The following is a 17,680-nucleotide window of genomic DNA, read 5'->3' on the forward strand; positions in this document are numbered from 1 at the left end:
GACCTTGCCCTCATGTCCCCCCAAACAACTTCGTTCAAATCGCTCGAAGACCTTCGCGCCGCCTGCCTCGATCTGTCCGGCGGCAGCGATCCGGCCGCCGCCGCCGTTGCCCGTCGCCAGGACACGTTGACCAAGCCGCAGGGCAGTCTCGGCCGTCTGGAAACGATCGCGGCGTGGTTGGCCCGCTGGCAGGGCCGCGACATGCCGAAGCTCGATGCGGTCAAGGTCTTCGTGTTTGCCGGCAATCACGGCGTCACCGCGCAGGGCGTGTCTGCCTATCCTTCGGAAGTCACTGTGCAGATGGTGGCGAACTTCGCCGGCGGCGGCGCTGCGATCAACCAGCTCGCCCGCGTCGCCGGCGCCAGGCTCGACGTCATCCCGCTCGATCTCGACCACCCGACCGGCGATTTCACGCAAGCGCCGGCCATGGACGAGCATACCTTCCTCGCCGCGGTCTCGGCCGGCTACGACGCCGTGACCAACGATCTCGACCTCGTCTGTTTCGGCGAGATGGGCATCGGCAACACCACGCCGGCAGCAGCGATCTCGGCCGCTCTTTTCGGCGGCGGCGCGGAAAAATGGACCGGCCGCGGCACCGGCGTCGATGATGCCGGATTGATCCGCAAGATCACCGCCATAGAGGCGGGCCTCAAGCGCCATGCCGATTCGCTTTCCGACCCGCTGAAGATCGCCGCCGCCCTTGGCGGACGCGAGCTTGCGGCGATCTTCGGCGCCACGCTGGCCGCGCGCAAGAACAACGTGCCGGTGTTGCTCGACGGCTTCGTCTGCACCGCCGCCGTCGCGCCGCTGGCAAGGCTGCACCCGACCGGGCTGGCGCACACCGTCGCCGCCCATGTCTCGGCCGAAGCCGGTCATCGCCGCCTGCTCGAAGCGCTGGGCCTGCCGCCGCTGCTCGACCTCGGCATGCGGCTCGGCGAAGGCTCCGGCGCCTGCCTTGCCGTCAACATCGTCCGCTCGGCGCTGGAGTGTCATACGAGAATGGCGAGTTTCGCGGAAGCCGGCGTTTCGGAAAAATAATCTTCCTTCAAAATTTCAACGCTGTTGAAATGACGAAATAACGTCGTCTTGATTGATTCGTGCGACAGAGATGTTTCACGGGAGATCGAACGATGTATTTGAAGGGCCTAATATTTGTTACGTTTCTTGCTGGGATGGCACTGCCGGCCCTTGCCCAAGATCAATATGTTCGCCCGCTTCGCCCCGGCGAAGACGGATCTGCCAGAATCCAATCGTCGATTTCGATGACCCTTCCGGTCAAGGACGACGAGGACGCAGCCGCCCAGCAGCAGGCCGCACTTCGCTCTTTCTACAAGGTCGCGGCCGTCAGTTGCGCCATGGTGGCCGAGACTGTCGCCGACACCTGCGAAATCACCGGCATGACAACTAACGTCAATGCCCGGGACCGCAATGTCGGCGGTTATGGCGGATCGCAGGTTACGGTGACCGGCCAGATCACGATGAAGGTCAAGTTCAAGGCCAGCTTGAGCAAGACAGCGCAGTAGGACTGGTGCCCATCTCGCTTGTTTTCTGGCCGCTTTATGAAAAGACTTTGGTGGGTGTGCACAGGATCGAACTGTGGACCCGCTGATTAAGAGTCAGCTGCTCTACCAACTGAGCTACACACCCACACCGCCGGGAAATCCAGCGTCGGCGGCGCATATAGCCGCCGGTTTGAACGATGTCCAGCCCTGCCGGATCATTTCCAGACAAATCGCCGAATTGCCGCAGGTGTCACACAAAAATCTGGCCTTCCGCCACTTTGATCGCATGGCCTCCGATGCGCGCGGAGGCCAGTTTTCCGCCGTCGACATTGAGCTCGAGCCGGATGCGCGAGGGTCTCCCCATTTCCAGCCCCTGCTCGATCCAAAGCTGCGAGATCCCGTCGGTTGGACCGTCGAAATGCATGATGGCGCCGGCAAAGGCCGCCGCCGCGGAGCCGGTCGCCGGATCTTCGTAGGAGGGATTGCCCGGCACGATCATGCGCACATGGAAGGCGCTGTCGTGATGCACCGTCTCGCGGCAATAGACGTACGGGCTGGCGAAGGCCCATTCGCTCTTGCGCGGCGCGAGTTCGGACCATGCCTGGTTGTCCAGCCTGACTTTTGCGGCGGCTTCGAGGCCGGCAACCGGAATGGTGACGTAGGGCACGCCGGCCGACCAGAAGGAGACGCGGTGATTCTCGAAGCCGAGCTCATGCGGGCCAAGGCCAAGCGCGGCGCCGATCATTTCCGGTTCGGCGGCGAGTTCCAGCCGCTCAGGCAGTTTCGCCAAGTCGAATTCGGCGAAGGTAGCGCCATCATGCTTGCTGACCGCGCAACGCACGGGGCCGATGTTCTCCTCCAGCACAAAGATGCCAGTCGCTTCGCCAGCCTGCTCCGCAAGCGCGATAGCCGACCCAACCGTCGGATGGCCCGCGAACGGCATCTCATAATCGGGCGTGAAGATGCGTATACGGTTGCGATGCTTGGGATTTTCGGGCGGCAGCACGAACACCGTCTCGGACAGGTTGAATTCGCGCGCGATCGCTTGCATGGCGGCTGTATCCAGCCCCTCGCTGTCGAGCACCACCGCCAGCGGATTCCCGGCCAGCCGCTCGGTCGTAAACACGTCGTAAAGCAAGTAGTCGCGCGTCATTTGGAAAACCTTCCGCCTCGTCCCGAATTTCTGCTCGATCCCAACATGAGGGAAATTTAATTTGAAATTCGAACCTCAAGGCATGATTTGTTCACGGATAGGGACATCATTTGTCGTTATAGGGGTCCGTGGTGGACCAGCTTGTCAATCCGCCAAACGCAGAAACCGACACTTCCATCGAAACGGCCCTCGGGCTCGACCGCAAAGGCGTGAGCCGCAAGCGCCGCCGCTTCCGGCTCTACGCGCTGCTGGCGCTGGCTGTCGTGGCGGCCGCGATCGCCGGCTACCGCTGGAACGCCGTCTCGCCGCCCCGGATCGAATACACGACCGCGCCGGCGACGATTGCCGACCTGACCGTCAAGGTGTCGGCGACCGGCACGCTGCAGCCGCTGACGCAGGTCGACATCTCCAGCGAGCTTTCCGGCATCGTCCGCGCCGTCGCCGTCAACGAGAACCAGCAGGTCAAGAAGGGCGACGTGCTCGCGACCCTCGACACCGCCAAGCTCGAAGTCCAGATCGAGCGCGCCACCGCCTCGGCAAAGGCGGCGGCGGCCGCCGTCGAAGATGCCAAGGTCACGCTGCAGGAAAACCAGAACGCGGTGGTCCGCGCGAGCGCCCTCACCAAGCGCGGCATGGCGACGGATCAATCGCTTGAGGCCGCGACCGCGACACGCGATCGCTCCAAGGCCGCGCTCGACAGCGCCGAGGCCAATCTCGCCATCGCCGAAGCTGATCTGAAGGCCCAGCAGACCGACCTTGCCAAGAGCACCATCTACGCGCCGATCGACGGCATCGTGCTCACGCGCTCCGTCGATCCGGGGCAGACGGTCGCTTCTTCGCTGCAGGCGCCGGTGCTGTTCGTCATCGCTGCCGACTTGCGGAACATGGAGCTGCAGGCGGCGGTGGACGAGGCCGATATCGGCCAGGTCAAGCCCGGCCAACATGCCCGCTTCACCGTCGATGCTTTCCCGGACCGTCCCTTCGACGCCGAGATCCGCGACATCTCCTATGCCTCCGTCACCACCGACGGCGTCGTCACTTACAATGCACGGCTGGAAGTCGACAACGGCGAGCTTCTGCTCAGGCCAGGCATGACCGCCACGGTCGCGGTGGTGACCCGGCAGGCCAAGGGCGTGCTCACCGTGCCGGCCACAGCCTTCCGTTACCGCCCGGCGCAACAGGCGGCCCGCGGCTGGAGCCTGCGCGACCTCTTTACCGGCCGCATGGGGCGCCCCAACCGGCAGCGCGAGGCGACGAAAGCGCCGATCGACGGCTCGCGCACGCTCTATGTGTTGGACAACGGACGGCCGCATGCCCTCAACGTCAGGATCGGCTCGACCGACGGCGAACTGACCGAGATCACGTCCGGCCTCGAGGAAGGCGCAGAGGTCATCACCGGCTCGCAGCAACGGAGCTGACCGTGTCCGCTCCCCTGCTCATCACCTTCGACAGTGTATGGAAGAGCTATGGCGAGGGCGAAGCGTGCGTGCACGCACTTGCCGGCGTCGATCTTGCCATCCGCAGAAGTGAGTTCGTCGCCATCATGGGACCGTCCGGCTCGGGCAAGTCGACGGCGATGAACATCATCGGCTGTCTCGACACGCCGACGGCCGGAACCTACCGCTTCATGGGCGTCGATGCCGGCCGGCTCGACCGCAACCGCCGCGCCCTGTTGCGCAACCTTTATGTCGGCTTCGTCTTCCAGGGCTACAATCTCCTGCCCCGCACCACGGCGGCGGAAAATGTCGAGCTGCCTCTGATCTATCGCGGCGTTTCCGCCCGCGAGCGCCGGGAGCTGGCCATGCAGGCGCTCGCCCAAGTCGGACTTGTCGGGCGCGAACATCACACGCCGGCCGAGCTCTCGGGCGGCCAGCAACAGCGCGTGGCGATAGCGCGTGCCATCGTCACCAAACCGACTCTGCTTGTTGCCGACGAGCCCACCGGAAATCTCGACACCGCGCGCACGCACGAAATAATGGAATTGCTGACCAGGCTGAACGCCGAACTCGGCCTCACCATCGTCATGGTCACGCACGAAGCCGACGTCGCGGCATATGCCGGGCGCACGGTGCGCTTTCTCGACGGCCACGTCGCTTCAGATGGAGCGAAAGCCGAGGCAGCATGATTTGGGAAACCGTCCGCCTTTCGCTGATTTCCATCCGCCGGAACGTGCTGCGCTCGTTCCTGACCCTGCTCGGCATCGTCATCGGCGTCGCCGCGGTCATCGCCATGCTCACCATCGGCTCCGGCACCACCGAGAAGGTCAAGGCCGACATCTCGAAACTCGGCAGCAACCTGCTCGTCGTCCGCTCGGGCCGTCCGGCAGGGCCTGGCGGCCCGGGCGGGCTCGACCAGGTCACCCGACCGCTGGCCACCAAGGACCTCGAAGCACTGGTTGCCGATCTCAGCGGCGCACGCGCCATCGCACCGGCGTCGCAAAAACAGGTGCGGGTCATCTTCGGCACGGAGAGCCTGACGTCGGGCGTTACCGGCACCGACAGCGCCTATCTCGACGCGCGCGACTGGAAGCTGGTGTCGGGCCGTCCCTTCAGCGATTCCGAGACGCGCGCCGGCGCCGGCGTCTGCCTGATCGGCGAGACGGTGCGGCAGCAGTTCTTCGGCGCCGGCGATCCGGAGGGCGAGACGATCCGTGTCAACCGCACCTCCTGCCGGATCATCGGCCTGCTCGAGCCGAAGGGTTACACCGGCTTCGGCCAGGATCAGGACAATGTCGTGCTGATGCCGCTGGCCGCCTACCAGCGGCGCATCGCCGGCAACCGCGACATCGACTCGATCTACATCGCCGCCGACGACAGGACGCCGACCACCGAACTGCAGCCGCGCGTCGAGGACATCCTGCGCGACACGCGCCGCATCACGCCGGACCGCGATGCCGATTTCTCGATCCGCGACATGACCCAGATCGCCGACGCCATGGCCAGCGCCACCACCACCATGACCGGCATGCTGGGTGCCGTCGCCGGCGTCAGCCTTCTGGTCGGCGGCATCGGCATCATGAACATCATGCTGGTATCGGTCACTGAGCGCACGCGCGAGATCGGCATCAGGCTGGCGATCGGTGCGCACGAAAAACACATCCTGATCCAGTTCCTGGTCGAGGCGACGGTGCTGTCGCTGCTTGGCGGCATCATCGGCATCCTGATCGGACTGGCGCTCGCAGGCCTGGCCTCGGTGACGCTGACGATACCCTTCGCGCCGAGCCCGGCGGTCATCCTGCTCGCCGTCGGTTTTTCGGCGCTGATCGGCATGGTGTTCGGCTTCTTCCCGGCACTGCGCGGCGCGAGGCTCGATCCGATCGAGGCGCTAAGGCACGAGTGAACCGCCGCGTCGTCGGCCCGTGATCGAGTCAGACCAGCTCGTTGGCGAAATGCCACTTGATCAGCGGCCTCATATGGCCCATCAAGCCTTCCGGCAGGTCTGCGGCGTGCCGGATGATCACCGGACCTTCGATCTCCGGCTCTTTCTCGGCGGCAACGAAGGCTCTGATGCGCCGCGCAAGCTCTTCCGCCGGCTCGGGAACGTGATAGCGGCGGAAGATCACCGTGCCGCTCGAAGTCGACAGCGCATAGTAGCGCTGTCCGCGGGCGGCGCCCGACAGATCGATCCCGGTTTCCTCGCCCACCTCGCGGATCATGTTGAAATCGATATCGACGACGCCGTCGCGGAAATCGATCGGCTCGAAGGAGCCGGCGGCGAAATAGACGCGGCCGGCGTTCACCGTGTGCGAGCCCATCCGGATCGCCACCAGCGCATTGTCGCCGGCAACCAGCACGGCGTGCGCATAGGCATGTTCGGCGCCGCTCAGCTCCCGGTTTTTGCGCCACAGCATGAAAGTCGAGTACTTCACCGCATGACAGCGACCGATGAGCCGGCTGTCGCGATAGCTCAGCGCTGAAAGCAACACCACGGTGCCGTCATATAGCGCCGGCTTCATCTCCATTTCGCGGCGCCAGTTTTCCGCGATCGCTGTCTGATTGTCGCGCTCGAACGGATGCGGGCTGGCAACGAGCCGTACGTCGACCGCGTCGACCGGCAAAATGACATTGCGCGGCAGGTCGAAGCTCACGGGCTCAGGCCATGTCCAGGTTGATCACCACCGGGCAATGGTCGGAGGCCTTCGGCCTGTCCCACCCGGCACGCGGAAAACGCTCGACTTCCTGGCCAGGCGGAAAGATGGTGCGCCAAGGCTGACCGTTGCGGATGATCTCCGGAACCGCGGTGGCGTTCTTCGCCGCCAAGGCCTTCGACAGCAGGATATAGTCCAATTGGCACAAATGCCGCTCTTGCGGGCCGCGCGTGTGATAAAAACTCCAGCGGTCCATCTCGGGCCGCCGCTCGACGACATTTTCGCAAAAGCCGCCGGCGGTCAGAACGTTGATCGAGGACTGCGCTTCGTCGACGACCTGGAAGCGATAGCCGTCGAAGCTGTCGCCTTCGATCTTCACGCGCTGCCGATAATCATTCATGTCGCCGCAGATTGCCCAGCGCTTGTCGGCCGCATGGTCCTTGCCGAAGCGGTCCTCGATGATGCGGCGCACGGCCTGCGCCTCGGCGATGCGCAGTGGCATCGTCGCCTCGCGGCCATCGAGACCGTTGCGCGGCGAGCCCATTGACTTGAAATGCACGAGGTACAGCGTAAGCGGCACGCCGCCGACCGTTATGTCGATTTCCAGGCAGTCGCGCCGGAAGACGCGTTCGGTGGCCAGGTGCCCGAACGCCGCCAGTTCCGGCGTGAACAGTCCGAACTGCTCGAACGTGACATAGGCATGGCTGATCATGCGCACGAATTCGATCGGCTGCCCCTGCGCGGTCTCGTTGCGCATCATCACGGCGACGTCGATGCCGCGGGAGTCGTTGCCGGCGGTGGTGTATTTCTGACGGTAGCCCTGCCCGATCATCTTGAAGAGATAGCCATATTCGAAGGCCTTCAGCCCCTCGATATTGTCCACCTCCTGCATGCAGATGACGTCGGCGCGTGTCGCGGCTATGGCGAGCGCGGTAAGCTGGCGGGTGTCATCGGACTGGGCGATGGCGCGCGCCTGTTCGAGCAGCCTGTATTCTGCTTCGCTCTGGATGTCGAACAGCGCCAGCGTTCGGTCCTCGTTGAGCTGGTTGCGATAGCCGGAGAAGTCGAACCTGTTCATCAGGTTCTCGACATTGAAGGTGGCGAGGCGCAGCGACATGGCCGAGACCTTTGCCCGCAAGCAATGGCGAACACAAGAGCATACGCACGCCCGTTATGGTTGACGGAACCTTTCTGTTCATCTTCCGTTCAGATGGAAAGTTCCATCAATAGGCCTATTCCCGAGCGTTTTGGGCGTGGGGCCTTACTCGTGGAGAGTGAAATGAAACCGCTCTTGTCTTCCCTTGGATCCGGGCTTCTGGCCTTGGGTCTCTCCGCTGGGCTGACGGTGCCGTCGATTGCCGGCCCGGTCCTGCAGCCCGATATGTCGACCGTGACCAGCACGGCCGCATCCACCATCATCCCCGTTCGCGACAGCTGGGCCGGCGGCAACGACCGGCGGCAGATGTATGACTGGCGCTGGCGGCGCGGCGGTGACTGGCGCGGCCGCGATTTTAGATGGCGTGACGGCGACTTCCGCGCACGTCATTTCTCCCGCAACTGGGACGGAGATCGCAATTGGCGCTGGCGGCATCATCGCCATCATCGCCATCGCCACTTCGACAGCGGGGGCGCGGCCATCCTTGGGCTCGGCCTAGGCCTCGGTCTCGGCAGCCTCGCCTACAACAATTTCTACAATCCCTATTATTACGATCCCTATCCGCGCTACTATCAGCCGCGGCGCATTTACCGGACCGAGCGGCTTTCCAGGGCCCATGTCCAATGGTGCCACGACCGCTACCGGTCCTATCGGGCCTGGGACAACACGTTCCAGCCCTATAACGGCCCGCGCCGGCAGTGCATTTCGCCCTATATCTGAGCCCCTCGGCACGAAGCTCAACGGCGCCCGGCGGGCGCCGTTTCTTTTTGGCAAGGCGCGCCCGACGGCGACGCGATAACCTTAAATTTAGCAGATGCGTCTATCCGTCATGCGGTGCCCCATATGACGATCGCCAAGCTGCGATCCGCTAGGACGACTCCGCCATGACCGAGAACGAGTTGAGAGGCAAGCGCCGGCAACGCGTGCTGAAGGGCGCGGCGATCCTGACCGGCATCAACAATTCCGGGGTCATGTGCACGGTGCGCAACATGCATCCTGGCGGCGCCGAACTGAAGCTGCCTATCGAGGCGCATGTGCCCGACGAATTCCTGCTTTACGTGACGAAGGACCGGATCGGCTACAAGGCGATCGTCCGCTGGCGCCGCGACGACCGCATCGGCGTGGAATTCGCGGGCACCGAGCCGAAGCCGCATTGGCATTACGGCTGAGCGTGAGAGCCGGCGGATCGCTCCGCCGGCTTTCACGAAGCATGAATAGACCGAATTAATTTTTCGCCTTGTCGACCAGCTTGTTCTTGGCGATCCACGGCATCATCGCGCGCAGCTTCGCGCCAACCTCTTCGATCTGATGACTGTCGTTGTTGCGGCGGATGCCCTTGAAGCGTGACAGGCCGGCGCGATATTCCTGCATCCATTCCGAGGTGAATTTGCCGGTCTGGATGTCCTTCAGGATGCGCTTCATCTCGGCCTTGGTGTCGGCCGTGATGATACGCGGACCGGAGACATATTCGCCCCATTCGGCGGTATTCGAGATCGAGTAGTTCATGTTGGCGATGCCGCCCTCATAGATGAGGTCGACGATCAGCTTCACCTCGTGCAGACACTCGAAGTAGGCCATCTCCGGCGCGTAGCCGGCTTCCACCAGCGTCTCGAAGCCGGCGCGGATCAGCTCGACCAAACCGCCGCACAGCACCACCTGCTCGCCGAACAGATCGGTCTCGCATTCCTCGCGGAAATTGGTCTCGATGATGCCGGAACGGCCGCCGCCGACGCCACAGGCATAGGAGAGCGCCAGGTCGAGCGCATTGCCCGAGGCGTCCTGGTTGACGGCAACCAGGCACGGCACGCCGCCGCCCTTCTGATATTCGCCGCGCACGGTATGGCCAGGGCCCTTCGGCGCGATCATGACCACGTCGACCGAAGCCTTCGGCTCGATCAGGCCGAAATGCACATTGAGGCCGTGCGCGAAGGCGATGGCGGCGCCGTCGCGGATGTTCGGCGCGATCTCTGATCTGTAGATGTCGGCCTGCAACTCGTCGGGCGTTGCCATCATCATCAGGTCTGCCCACTTGGCGGCATCCGCCACGCTCATCACCTTCAGCCCGTCGGCCTCGACCTTGTTGGCGGTCGCCGAGCCGGCCTTCAGGCCGATGGCGATCTCCTTGACGCCGGAATCCTTGAGGTTGAGCGCATGCGCCCGGCCCTGGCTGCCATAGCCGATGATGGCGACCTTCTTACCCTTGATCAGATTGAGATCGGCGTCACGATCGTAATAGACACGCATTTCGTCTTCCTTCCCGTTTTGAAGATCAGAGCATGATGCCGAAAAGTGTGAAGCGGTTTTCGGCATCATGCTATATCTCTTGGATTTGGAGCCGGATTCAGATTTCAGGTCGACTTGACCTGAAATCATCCGGCTCCGGGGCCTTGCGGCCGGTTGTTTGCTCTCCCGGTCCTTGAGCCGTAAAGAGCGAGAAACTGCTGCGTCGCGCGGGCGGCATCGCCGCCGATCGTCGCCTCGGTCAATTGCAGCCGGTCGCCGAGCAGAAGCCGCATCTGCACGTCACGGCCGACCAGACCGAAAAACGTCCGGAACGCCGTCTCGGCGTCGTCTAAGTCGAGCAGCCCGGCCTCGCGTCCCGCTTCGAGCACGGGCTTCAGACGCCTGGCCAGTGCGAAACGCCCATTCTGCAGCACGATCGCGCCAAGGTCATCCTTCCCTGAGCCGGCATGGCCGACCGCGACACGGTTGAGCGCGATAGACGTATCGCTGGAGATGACCCTCAGCCAGTCGGAAGCGAAGCGTTCGAGGCTTGCGGTCAGCCAAGCGAGGTCGAGGCCTTTGCGGTCGACCGGCGCCACGCGCACTTTCGAGGCCTGCCATTGCACTGTCGCCGTCAGCAGCCCGTCGCGGTCGCCGAACCATTTGTAGAGTGTTTCCTTGGAGCAGCTTGCCCGCCGCGCCACCGCGGTCATGGTCAGGTTGTCGCCCTCTTCGACCAGTAGGCGAAGTGCTGCGTTCAGAACGGCCTGCTGCCGCTCGGTGAGCGTTTCGCTGCTGTCGGTGTCGGCGGCGGCTTGCAACACGTTTCACCCGTTCCCGGTCGCTCAATAATGCGTACCGTACGTTACGGTTCGGCTTATTGCGCATTCGGGTTTTCAACGCAAGGGGCTGCGGCGAAAAAATCTGACGGTACCCACAAACACTCGTGAGCTAATCGCCGGCCGGTGGCTCGCGCAACCGCCCGAGCAGTGCAGCCAGCGTTTCCAGCTCCTTGGCGGAAAGCTTGTCGCCCATCAGTTCGGCTATGGACGCGCCATAGACCGCCCAGATGCGGCGGCGCATCTCCCGGCCGCTTGGCGTGATGCGCACTGTCTGGCCACGGCCGTCATCCGAGACAGGCAGCTTTTCCAGCAGGCCATCCGCTTCCAGCCGGGCCAGCAGTCGCGACACGCTGTACTGCGCCAACAGAACGCGATCGATCAGCTCGAACGGCCGCAAGCCGCCCTCGCCCGCCTCGGCAAGCTCGTGCAGCACGTCGTACCAGGCGAGCGGCGGCAAGCCGCCGGCTTTCAGGGCATACTCGGTCTTTTCGACCAGCTGGTGCGAAACGCGCATCAGGCGGCCCCAGGCTTTGACGGCCTCGGGCGCAGGAGATTTTCTCGTCATCGAGGAACTTTATTCGATAGATGCAATTGCATCAAGCTTGACGGTCGATGCAAATGCATTCATATAGATGCAATTGCATCGATAAGGAGTTCCCGATGAAACATGAGATCTGTAAAGTGGCCGACATCCCGCAGACGGGCAGCCTGATCGCGCCTTTCTTCGGCCGCGAGATCCACGTCTGGCGCAGCGGCGAGCGTGTCCGTGCCGCGGCCAATGCCTGCCTGCATTTCGGCGGGCCACTCGACTGCAAGGACGGCGCCTTCATCTGCCAGTGGCACGGCGCCCGCTTCGACATGCAAAGCGGCGAGCGCCTCGTAGGCCCGGCGCCGAAGGGCTCGCGCCTGATGTTCCTGTCGACCCGCGTCGAGGACGGCGCGCTGAACTATGTCTGGGGAGAATAAGATGACGGCCAAACTCACCCTCGTCAGTCACCACCTTTGCCCCTACGTCCAGCGTGCGGCAATCGCCCTCGCCGAGAAAGGCGTGCCGTTCGAGCGCGTCAATGTCGACCTTGCCAGCAAGCCCGACTGGTTCAAGGCTATCTCGCCGCTCGGCAAGGTACCGCTGCTCTGCGTTCGAAACGGCAGCAAGGAGGAGATCATTTTCGAATCCGCCGTCATTCTCGAATTCCTCGAGGAGACGCAGGCCAATCCGTTGCACCCGGCCGATCCGCTCATGCGGGCCAGGCACCGCTCCTGGGTCGAATTCGGTTCGGCCATCCTCAACGCCATCGGGCGCTTCTATTCCGCCGCCGATGAGGCCTGCTTCCTCAAGGAAAGCAGCGGCTTGTCGGAACTGTTTGAGCGTGTCGAGGCGGAACTGTCGGCAAGGCGGAGCGGTCCGTGGTTCGCCGGGAAGCGCTTCTCGCTGGTCGACGCCGTCTACGGGCCGATCTTCCGCTACTTCGACACGTTCGACGAGATCGGCGCTTGCGGCATCCTGGACGGTAAGCCTCTCGTCCAGGCCTGGCGCAAGGCGTTGAGCGACCGGCAATCGGTGAAGGAGGCTGTCAGTCCGGACTATCCGCTGCGGCTGCACGCCTTCCTGCGGGCAAAGGCATCCTATCTGTCGCGAATGATCCGGCTGCAGGCCATTGCGATTCCGCAAGCCCGATCGGCCTGAACGGGTCGATCACCGTTCCCGCGACCATGGCGGCGAGCAACTGCGGCACCGGCGCAAGCGGCGCTTTGACGCTTGTATCGGGGAAGGAAAGGCTCAGGCCTGCGCGGCATCGAAGGCGACGCGCGCCTCACGAACGGCATCGTGGTTGAGTTCGGCCCATTGGATCAGCATCTGCAACGGCGCGAACATCGAGCGGCCGAGATCGGTGAGGCTGTATTCAACGCTCGGCGGCTTGGTCGGAAAGACTTCGCGATGCACATAGCCGTCGCGCTGCAGGTCGTAGAGCGTCTGCGTCAGCATACGCTGCGAAATGTCGGGCACCAGGCGGCGCAACTCCCCGAACCGGTACGGCTTCTCGGCCAAAGCCATGACCAGCAGCGAGCTCCATTTGCCGCTGATGCCCTGGATCACATCGCGGACCGGGCAGTCGGCGAAATTGCCGCCGCCGGTCATGGCTTTGTAGACCTCGAGCTTCGATTTCAGACTGAAGATCTTGCTGTCCATCGCGACATCCATTGATCGAAGCGGCGACCCGCCGGTGGTTCCCCGGCTGTGCCTACCTCCCGGAAAACTGCCTTCTTTACGGCCCCTGGTCAATTCTTATTTTAGTGCTGGTCTCTTTTTGAGACCATCGTTCAAATCCCTTCGACGCAATTTTTCAGGAACCTCCCATGACCGAAACTCTCCTTGTCACCGGCGCTTCCGGCCATCTCGGCCGCGCCGTGATCAACCATCTGCTCGATGCGCAGAAAGTCGCGCCGGCAAATATCATCGCAACCACGCGCAATCCCGAAAATCTCCGCGACCTGGCAGCCCTCGGCATTGTCGTCAGGCCGGCCGATTTCGACGATCCGGCCTCGCTGGAGCGCGCGTTCAAAGGCGCCGACCGAGTGCTGATCGTCTCGACCGGTGAGCTCGACCTGAAGAGGGACCGGCGCCTCAAGCAACATCAGGCCGCGGTGGCCGCAGCCAAGGCGGCAAGCGTCTCGCACCTCCTCTACACCTCGATGCCCAATCCCGAGCCGGTCTCGCCGGTGCTGTTTGCCGGCGACCACTACGGCACCGAGCAGGCCATCAAGGCGAGCGGCATTGCCTACACCATCTTCCGCAACGGCTGGTACCAGGAGAACCTTTTCATGGCGCTGCCGCACGCCATTTCGTCGGGCAAGTGGTACACGTCGGCCGGTGACGGTCGGATCGCGCACGCCGCGCGCGACGACATGGCCGCCGCGATCGCCGCGAGCCTCGCTTCCGGCTCGACGGAGAGCCGCGTCTACACGCTGACCGCCCCGCATGCCTACACGACGAACGAAATTGCCGCTCTGGTGAGCGAAGTCACTGGCAAGCCGCTGGAGGTTATCCAATTACCTGACGAGGCTTTGACCGAGGGCGTCAAGGCGGCCGGCCTTCCCGAGGACTTTGCGCGCATTGTCGTATCCTTCGACGCCAACACACGCTCCGGCCGTATCGGCATGGTAACCGACGCTATCGAGACGTTGTCGGGCCGCAAGCCGAAGACGCTGAAGCAGTTCCTGGAAGGGAACAAAGCCGCACTGCTTGGCTGAACCGTTGCGCCTGGGGGGGGGTACTCTCCCGGGCGCGTCACCTCGACTTTTTGAGCAATCCGAGCCGGACCAGGCTTTCGCCGGTGGCGACGAGCGCTTCTTCGCGCGATCGCGGCGCCCAGCCGAGCATGCGCATGGCCTTGGCCCCGGTTGCGTTTCTGGCCTTGCCCAGTTCCGTCACGATCTGGGCTGCTTGCCCGTCGAACAGTCCGACGGTCCGGACCAGCCAGTCCGGTAGCATTCTCGTCGTAACGCGCGACGCAACGCTGCCCAGCCGCGATTTCAACGTTTGTGCGATCCCCAGCGTCGTCATGAAATCGCCGCTGATGGCGAGGAACCGCTCCCCCTTGGCGGCGGGACTGGTCATGGCGCGCAGATGCAGGTCCGCCACGTCCCGCGCGTCGACCACGCCGAACACCATGCGCGGCAGACCCGGCATCTCGCCGTCCAGCAAGCGCTTGATGAAGTCCGTCGAGGTCGAATGATCCGGCCCCAGGACCGGTCCAAAGATCCCGACCGGATTGACGACCGTCAGTTCCAGCGCTCCGCCCTGGCTGGCAATGAAATCCCAGGCCGCACGTTCCGCCAGCGTTTTCGACTTCACATAGGCGCTTACCTTGGCCGCCAGGTTGGTCCAGTTCTCTTCCGTGAACGGACTGCCCGGAATTGGCCTCTGGCCATAGCCGATGGGGGCAAAGGACGAGGTGAGCACCACCCGTTTGACGCCCGCATCGCGCGCGGCCCGCAGCACGCGCAGCGCACCCTCGCGCGCAGGAACGATCAGATCGTCCTCGTGTTTCGGCACGCCCGGCGGGAACGGCGAAGCGACATGAAGAACGTCCTGGCATCCCGCGACCGCTTCCAGCCAGCCGGGGTCTGTCATCAGATCGGCGTAGGCGAAGGAAAGCGCATCGCCCGGCTCGGCACCGCCGACCCTCAGCATGGCGAGAACATCGGCTTCGCGCTTGGCGGATCGCACTGTTGTGCGGACGCGGTAGCCTGCCTGCAACAGGGCTAGAACGCAGTGCGCGCCGAGGAACCCGGAGCCGCCGGTAACGAGCACCAACTCACCGCTTTAGGCGTTGCAGTCCCTCAAATGGCGACCTGAGTGCCGATCTCGACCACGCGCCCGGTGGGGATCTGGAAATACTCTGTCGCATCGGCCGCCGTCTTCGCAAGGCCGATGAACAGCCTGTCCTGCCAGATCGGCATGCCGGAATTGGGCGAGGCCTTCAGCGAGCGCCGCGACAGGAAGAAGGACGTCGTCATGATGTCGAACTTCCATCCTTGCTTGCGGCAGATCGCCAGCGCGCGCGGAATGTTCGGCTGCTCCATGTAGCCGAAGGTCAGCGTGACCCGCATGAACAGCTCGTTGACCGTCTCCATCTTCACCCGCTCGCTATCCGGCATCACCGGCTGCGGCGCGGTCACCACGGAAAGAATGACGTTCTTTTCGTGCAGCACCTTGTAGTGCTTCAGGCTGTGCATGAGCGCGGTCGGCGCGCTCAGCGGATCGCTGGTCAGGAACACGGCGGTGCCGGACACCAGCTGCGGCTTTTTCTTCAAAAGGTTCGCCGCCAGGAAGTCGAGCGGGATTTCGTTGCGGCGCGTCTTGTCGAACAGGTAGCGGCTGCCGCGCACCCAGGTCCACATGCCGAGGATGATGGCGAAAGCCACGGCGAGCGACGCCCAGCCGCCTTCGAACACCTTGACGATGTTGGAGGCAAAGAAGCCGACATCGATGAAGGCAAACAGAGCCGTTAACGACACCGCGACCCAGAGCTGCCATTTCCAGATACGGGTCATGACGACGAAGAGGAGCACCGTCGTCACCAGCATATTGCCGGTCACCGAGATCCCGTAGGCCGAGGCAAGTCTGCTGGACGCGCCGAAACCGACCACCAGAAGCATCACCACCAGCGCCAGCAGCATGTTGACGCGCGGCATGTAGATCTGGCCCGACTGTTTTTCGGACGTATGCAGGATCTCCAGCCGCGGCAGCATGTTGAGCTGCACCGCCTGCCTGGTCAGCGAAAAGGCACCGGAGATCACCGCCTGGCTGGCGATAACCGTCGCTGCCGTCGCCAGAATCACCATCGGGATCAGCGCCCAGCCTTCATTCATCTCGAAAAACGGATGGCCGACGACGCCGTTCTTGGCGAGCACGAAAGCGCCCTGCCCGGCATAGTTCAATAGCAGGCAGGGAAATACGATCGCCAGCCATGCCAGCACGATCGGCTTGCGGCCGAAATGGCCGAGGTCGGCGTAGAGTGCCTCCGCGCCGGTGACGGCCAGGAAAATGGCGCCGATCGTGACAAAAGCCACGTCCGGCGAGTGGATCAGGAAGGCGACGATGTAGTGCGGGCTGATCGCCCAAAGGATTTCAGGATCGGCAATGATGTGATTCAGCCCGGACAGGCCGATGGCGAGGAACCACACGGCGGTGATCGGCCCGAAGATCAAGGCGACACCACCTGTGCCGAACCGCTGCACCGCAAACAGAATGGCCAAGATGAGCAGCGTCAGCGGCACCACATAAGGCTGAAAGGCGGGTGTCACGACATTCATGCCTTCGACGGCCGAAAGCACGGAGATGGCCGGGGTGATCACGGCGTCGCCAAAGAAAAGCGAGGCGCCGGCGATGCCGATGGCCAGGATGACCGCCGAACGCGTCGCGAAAGTGCTGCGCGCCAGCGCCATCAGCGAGAGCACGCCGCCTTCGCCACGGTTGTCGGCGCGCAGCACGAACATGATGTATTTGATCGTGACGATGATCGTCAGCGACCAGATGATCAGCGACAGCACGCCAAGGATATCGCCGCGATCGGCGACCTCACCGCGCGAGGAAGCAACGAGCGCCTCGCGGAACGCGTAGATCGGGCTGGTGCCGATATCACCATAGACGACACCCAGCGCGCCCAGCATCAGCACCTTGGTGCTGTGCTGCTCTATTTCCGGATGCCCGGTTTGCTCGACGGGTTCTGCCTCAGCACCATTGGCAAGGGCCATGACGACACTCCGATAAAATGCGCGGTGCTCTACGCTTGCTGCAGTGCAATATCAAGTGCCCTGGCGTTAGGGCTCCCATACCGCCAGTGCAAGGCTCGACCTGCAGAGGTGCATTCAAATCTATGGCACAATGTGGATGCTTGAAGCGTCAGATCGCGACCTGCGTACCGATCTCGACCACGCGCCCGGTGGGGATCTGGAAATACTCCGTCGCATCCGCCGCCGTCTTCGCAAGGCCGATGAACAGCCTGTCCTGCCAGATCGGCATGCCGGAATTGGGCGAGGCCTTCAGCGAGCGCCGCGACAGGAAGAAGGACGTCGTCATGATGTCGAACTTCCACCCCTGCTTGCGGCAGATCGCCAGTGCGCGCGGAATGTTCGGCTGCTCCATGTAGCCGAAGGTCAGCGTGACCCGCATGAACAGCTCGTTGACCGTCTCCATCTTCACCCGCTCGT

At 63.4% G+C, this 17,680-nt stretch carries 19 protein-coding genes, 1 tRNA gene and 1 pseudogene; 10 read left to right on the forward strand and 11 right to left on the reverse strand.

Annotated elements, in window-relative coordinates; translation table 11 throughout:
* The first annotated feature begins 12 nt into the window (after positions 1-12).
* Both cobT and EOD29_RS01330 read left to right on the forward strand, forming a co-directional pair.
* The gene (cobT, locus tag EOD29_RS01325; protein WP_127245755.1) at positions 13-1,038 is read left to right on the forward strand and encodes a nicotinate-nucleotide--dimethylbenzimidazole phosphoribosyltransferase; all 1,026 of its coding nucleotides are present in this window, start codon (positions 13-15) and stop codon (positions 1,036-1,038) included.
* 92 nt (positions 1,039-1,130) lie between these two features.
* On the forward strand, positions 1,131-1,523 hold the full coding sequence (locus EOD29_RS01330) for a hypothetical protein (RefSeq protein ID WP_095826219.1): 393 nt from the start codon (positions 1,131-1,133) through the stop codon (positions 1,521-1,523).
* A 48-nt stretch (positions 1,524-1,571) separates the two neighbouring features.
* Here EOD29_RS01330 and EOD29_RS01335 read toward each other — a convergent pair.
* Together EOD29_RS01335 and EOD29_RS01340 are read right to left on the reverse strand one after the other, a co-directional pair.
* A tRNA-Lys gene (locus EOD29_RS01335) sits at positions 1,572-1,647 on the reverse strand.
* 105 nt (positions 1,648-1,752) lie between these two features.
* Complete coding sequence (locus tag EOD29_RS01340; protein WP_127245756.1) at positions 1,753-2,655, reverse strand: PhzF family phenazine biosynthesis protein; 903 nt, start codon at positions 2,653-2,655, stop codon at positions 1,753-1,755.
* Positions 2,656-2,786: 131 nt separating this feature from the next.
* On the opposite strand from EOD29_RS01340, the gene EOD29_RS01345 reads away from it, so the two are divergent.
* Genes EOD29_RS01345 through EOD29_RS01355 form a run of 3 tightly spaced genes read left to right on the forward strand, consistent with a single transcriptional unit; the run spans position 2,787 to position 5,994 of the window.
* On the forward strand, positions 2,787-4,073 hold the full coding sequence (locus EOD29_RS01345; protein ID WP_067323310.1) for an efflux RND transporter periplasmic adaptor subunit: 1,287 nt from the start codon (positions 2,787-2,789) through the stop codon (positions 4,071-4,073).
* A complete protein-coding gene (locus EOD29_RS01350) occupies positions 4,070-4,780 on the forward strand; it encodes an ABC transporter ATP-binding protein (RefSeq protein ID WP_127245757.1) in 711 nt (236 codons plus the stop codon). Before EOD29_RS01345 ends, EOD29_RS01350 begins: the two co-directional genes overlap by 4 nt.
* Entirely contained in the window at positions 4,777-5,994 is a 1,218-nt protein-coding gene (locus EOD29_RS01355) for an ABC transporter permease (RefSeq protein WP_127245758.1), read from the forward strand. Before EOD29_RS01350 ends, EOD29_RS01355 begins: the two co-directional genes overlap by 4 nt.
* Before the next feature lie 28 nt (positions 5,995-6,022).
* Here EOD29_RS01355 and EOD29_RS01360 read toward each other — a convergent pair whose 3' ends face one another.
* Both EOD29_RS01360 and EOD29_RS01365 read right to left on the reverse strand, forming a co-directional pair.
* Positions 6,023-6,742 carry a hypothetical protein gene (locus EOD29_RS01360; protein ID WP_067323301.1) on the reverse strand — a complete coding sequence of 240 codons (720 nt, stop codon included), beginning with the start codon at positions 6,740-6,742 and terminating at the stop codon, positions 6,023-6,025.
* Positions 6,743-6,746: 4 nt separating this feature from the next.
* Positions 6,747-7,859, reverse strand: coding sequence for an endonuclease/exonuclease/phosphatase family protein (locus EOD29_RS01365; protein ID WP_127245759.1), 1,113 nt, complete (start codon positions 7,857-7,859; stop codon positions 6,747-6,749).
* Positions 7,860-8,021: 162 nt separating this feature from the next.
* Between EOD29_RS01365 and EOD29_RS01370 the strand changes: the two genes are divergently transcribed.
* Together EOD29_RS01370 and EOD29_RS01375 are read left to right on the forward strand one after the other, a co-directional pair.
* A complete protein-coding gene (locus tag EOD29_RS01370) occupies positions 8,022-8,618 on the forward strand; it encodes a BA14K family protein (RefSeq protein WP_067323296.1) in 597 nt (198 codons plus the stop codon).
* A 164-nt stretch (positions 8,619-8,782) separates the two neighbouring features.
* The gene (locus tag EOD29_RS01375; RefSeq protein WP_067323293.1) at positions 8,783-9,067 is read left to right on the forward strand and encodes a PilZ domain-containing protein; all 285 of its coding nucleotides are present in this window, start codon (positions 8,783-8,785) and stop codon (positions 9,065-9,067) included.
* 55 nt (positions 9,068-9,122) lie between these two features.
* Here the strand turns inward: EOD29_RS01375 and ilvC are convergent, their stop codons facing one another.
* The 3 genes from ilvC to EOD29_RS01390 all read right to left on the reverse strand — a co-directional run bounded on the left by ilvC (position 9,123) and on the right by EOD29_RS01390 (position 11,528).
* On the reverse strand, positions 9,123-10,142 hold the full coding sequence (gene ilvC, locus EOD29_RS01380; protein ID WP_067323290.1) for a ketol-acid reductoisomerase: 1,020 nt from the start codon (positions 10,140-10,142) through the stop codon (positions 9,123-9,125).
* 125 nt (positions 10,143-10,267) lie between these two features.
* Positions 10,268-10,945: a TetR/AcrR family transcriptional regulator gene (locus EOD29_RS01385; RefSeq protein WP_164763677.1), complete on the reverse strand. Its 678-nt coding sequence runs from the start codon at positions 10,943-10,945 to the stop codon at positions 10,268-10,270.
* A 127-nt stretch (positions 10,946-11,072) separates the two neighbouring features.
* Entirely contained in the window at positions 11,073-11,528 is a 456-nt protein-coding gene (locus tag EOD29_RS01390; protein WP_127245760.1) for a MarR family winged helix-turn-helix transcriptional regulator, read from the reverse strand.
* Between the two features lie 95 nt (positions 11,529-11,623).
* Here EOD29_RS01390 and EOD29_RS01395 point away from each other — a divergent pair, with 95 nt between their 5' ends.
* Together EOD29_RS01395 and EOD29_RS01400 are read left to right on the forward strand one after the other, a co-directional pair.
* Entirely contained in the window at positions 11,624-11,929 is a 306-nt protein-coding gene (locus tag EOD29_RS01395) for a Rieske (2Fe-2S) protein (protein WP_095826226.1), read from the forward strand.
* A gap of 1 nt (position 11,930) precedes the next feature.
* The gene (locus EOD29_RS01400) at positions 11,931-12,650 is read left to right on the forward strand and encodes a glutathione S-transferase family protein (RefSeq protein WP_164763678.1); all 720 of its coding nucleotides are present in this window, start codon (positions 11,931-11,933) and stop codon (positions 12,648-12,650) included.
* 93 nt (positions 12,651-12,743) lie between these two features.
* Here EOD29_RS01400 and EOD29_RS01405 read toward each other — a convergent pair whose 3' ends face one another.
* Positions 12,744-13,154, reverse strand: coding sequence for a helix-turn-helix domain-containing protein (locus EOD29_RS01405; RefSeq protein ID WP_066998811.1), 411 nt, complete (start codon positions 13,152-13,154; stop codon positions 12,744-12,746).
* Between the two features lie 167 nt (positions 13,155-13,321).
* Between EOD29_RS01405 and EOD29_RS01410 the strand changes: the two genes are divergently transcribed.
* Entirely contained in the window at positions 13,322-14,215 is an 894-nt protein-coding gene (locus EOD29_RS01410; protein ID WP_127245762.1) for an SDR family oxidoreductase, read from the forward strand.
* 37 nt (positions 14,216-14,252) lie between these two features.
* On the opposite strand, the gene EOD29_RS01415 is transcribed toward EOD29_RS01410, so the two are convergent.
* The 3 genes and pseudogenes from EOD29_RS01415 to trkD form a co-directional block, all read right to left on the reverse strand.
* Complete coding sequence (locus EOD29_RS01415; RefSeq protein ID WP_245475182.1) at positions 14,253-15,278, reverse strand: aldehyde reductase; 1,026 nt, start codon at positions 15,276-15,278, stop codon at positions 14,253-14,255.
* 29 nt (positions 15,279-15,307) lie between these two features.
* The gene (locus EOD29_RS01420; protein ID WP_127245764.1) at positions 15,308-17,224 is read right to left on the reverse strand and encodes a potassium transporter Kup; all 1,917 of its coding nucleotides are present in this window, start codon (positions 17,222-17,224) and stop codon (positions 15,308-15,310) included.
* Positions 17,225-17,372: 148 nt separating this feature from the next.
* Positions 17,373-17,680 (reverse strand): annotated as a pseudogene (gene trkD / locus EOD29_RS01425) (potassium transporter Kup); the annotation flags it as partial.

Source organism: Mesorhizobium sp. M1A.T.Ca.IN.004.03.1.1 (genome assembly GCF_003997555.1).
Classification (GTDB): Bacteria; Pseudomonadota; Alphaproteobacteria; order Rhizobiales; family Rhizobiaceae; genus Mesorhizobium.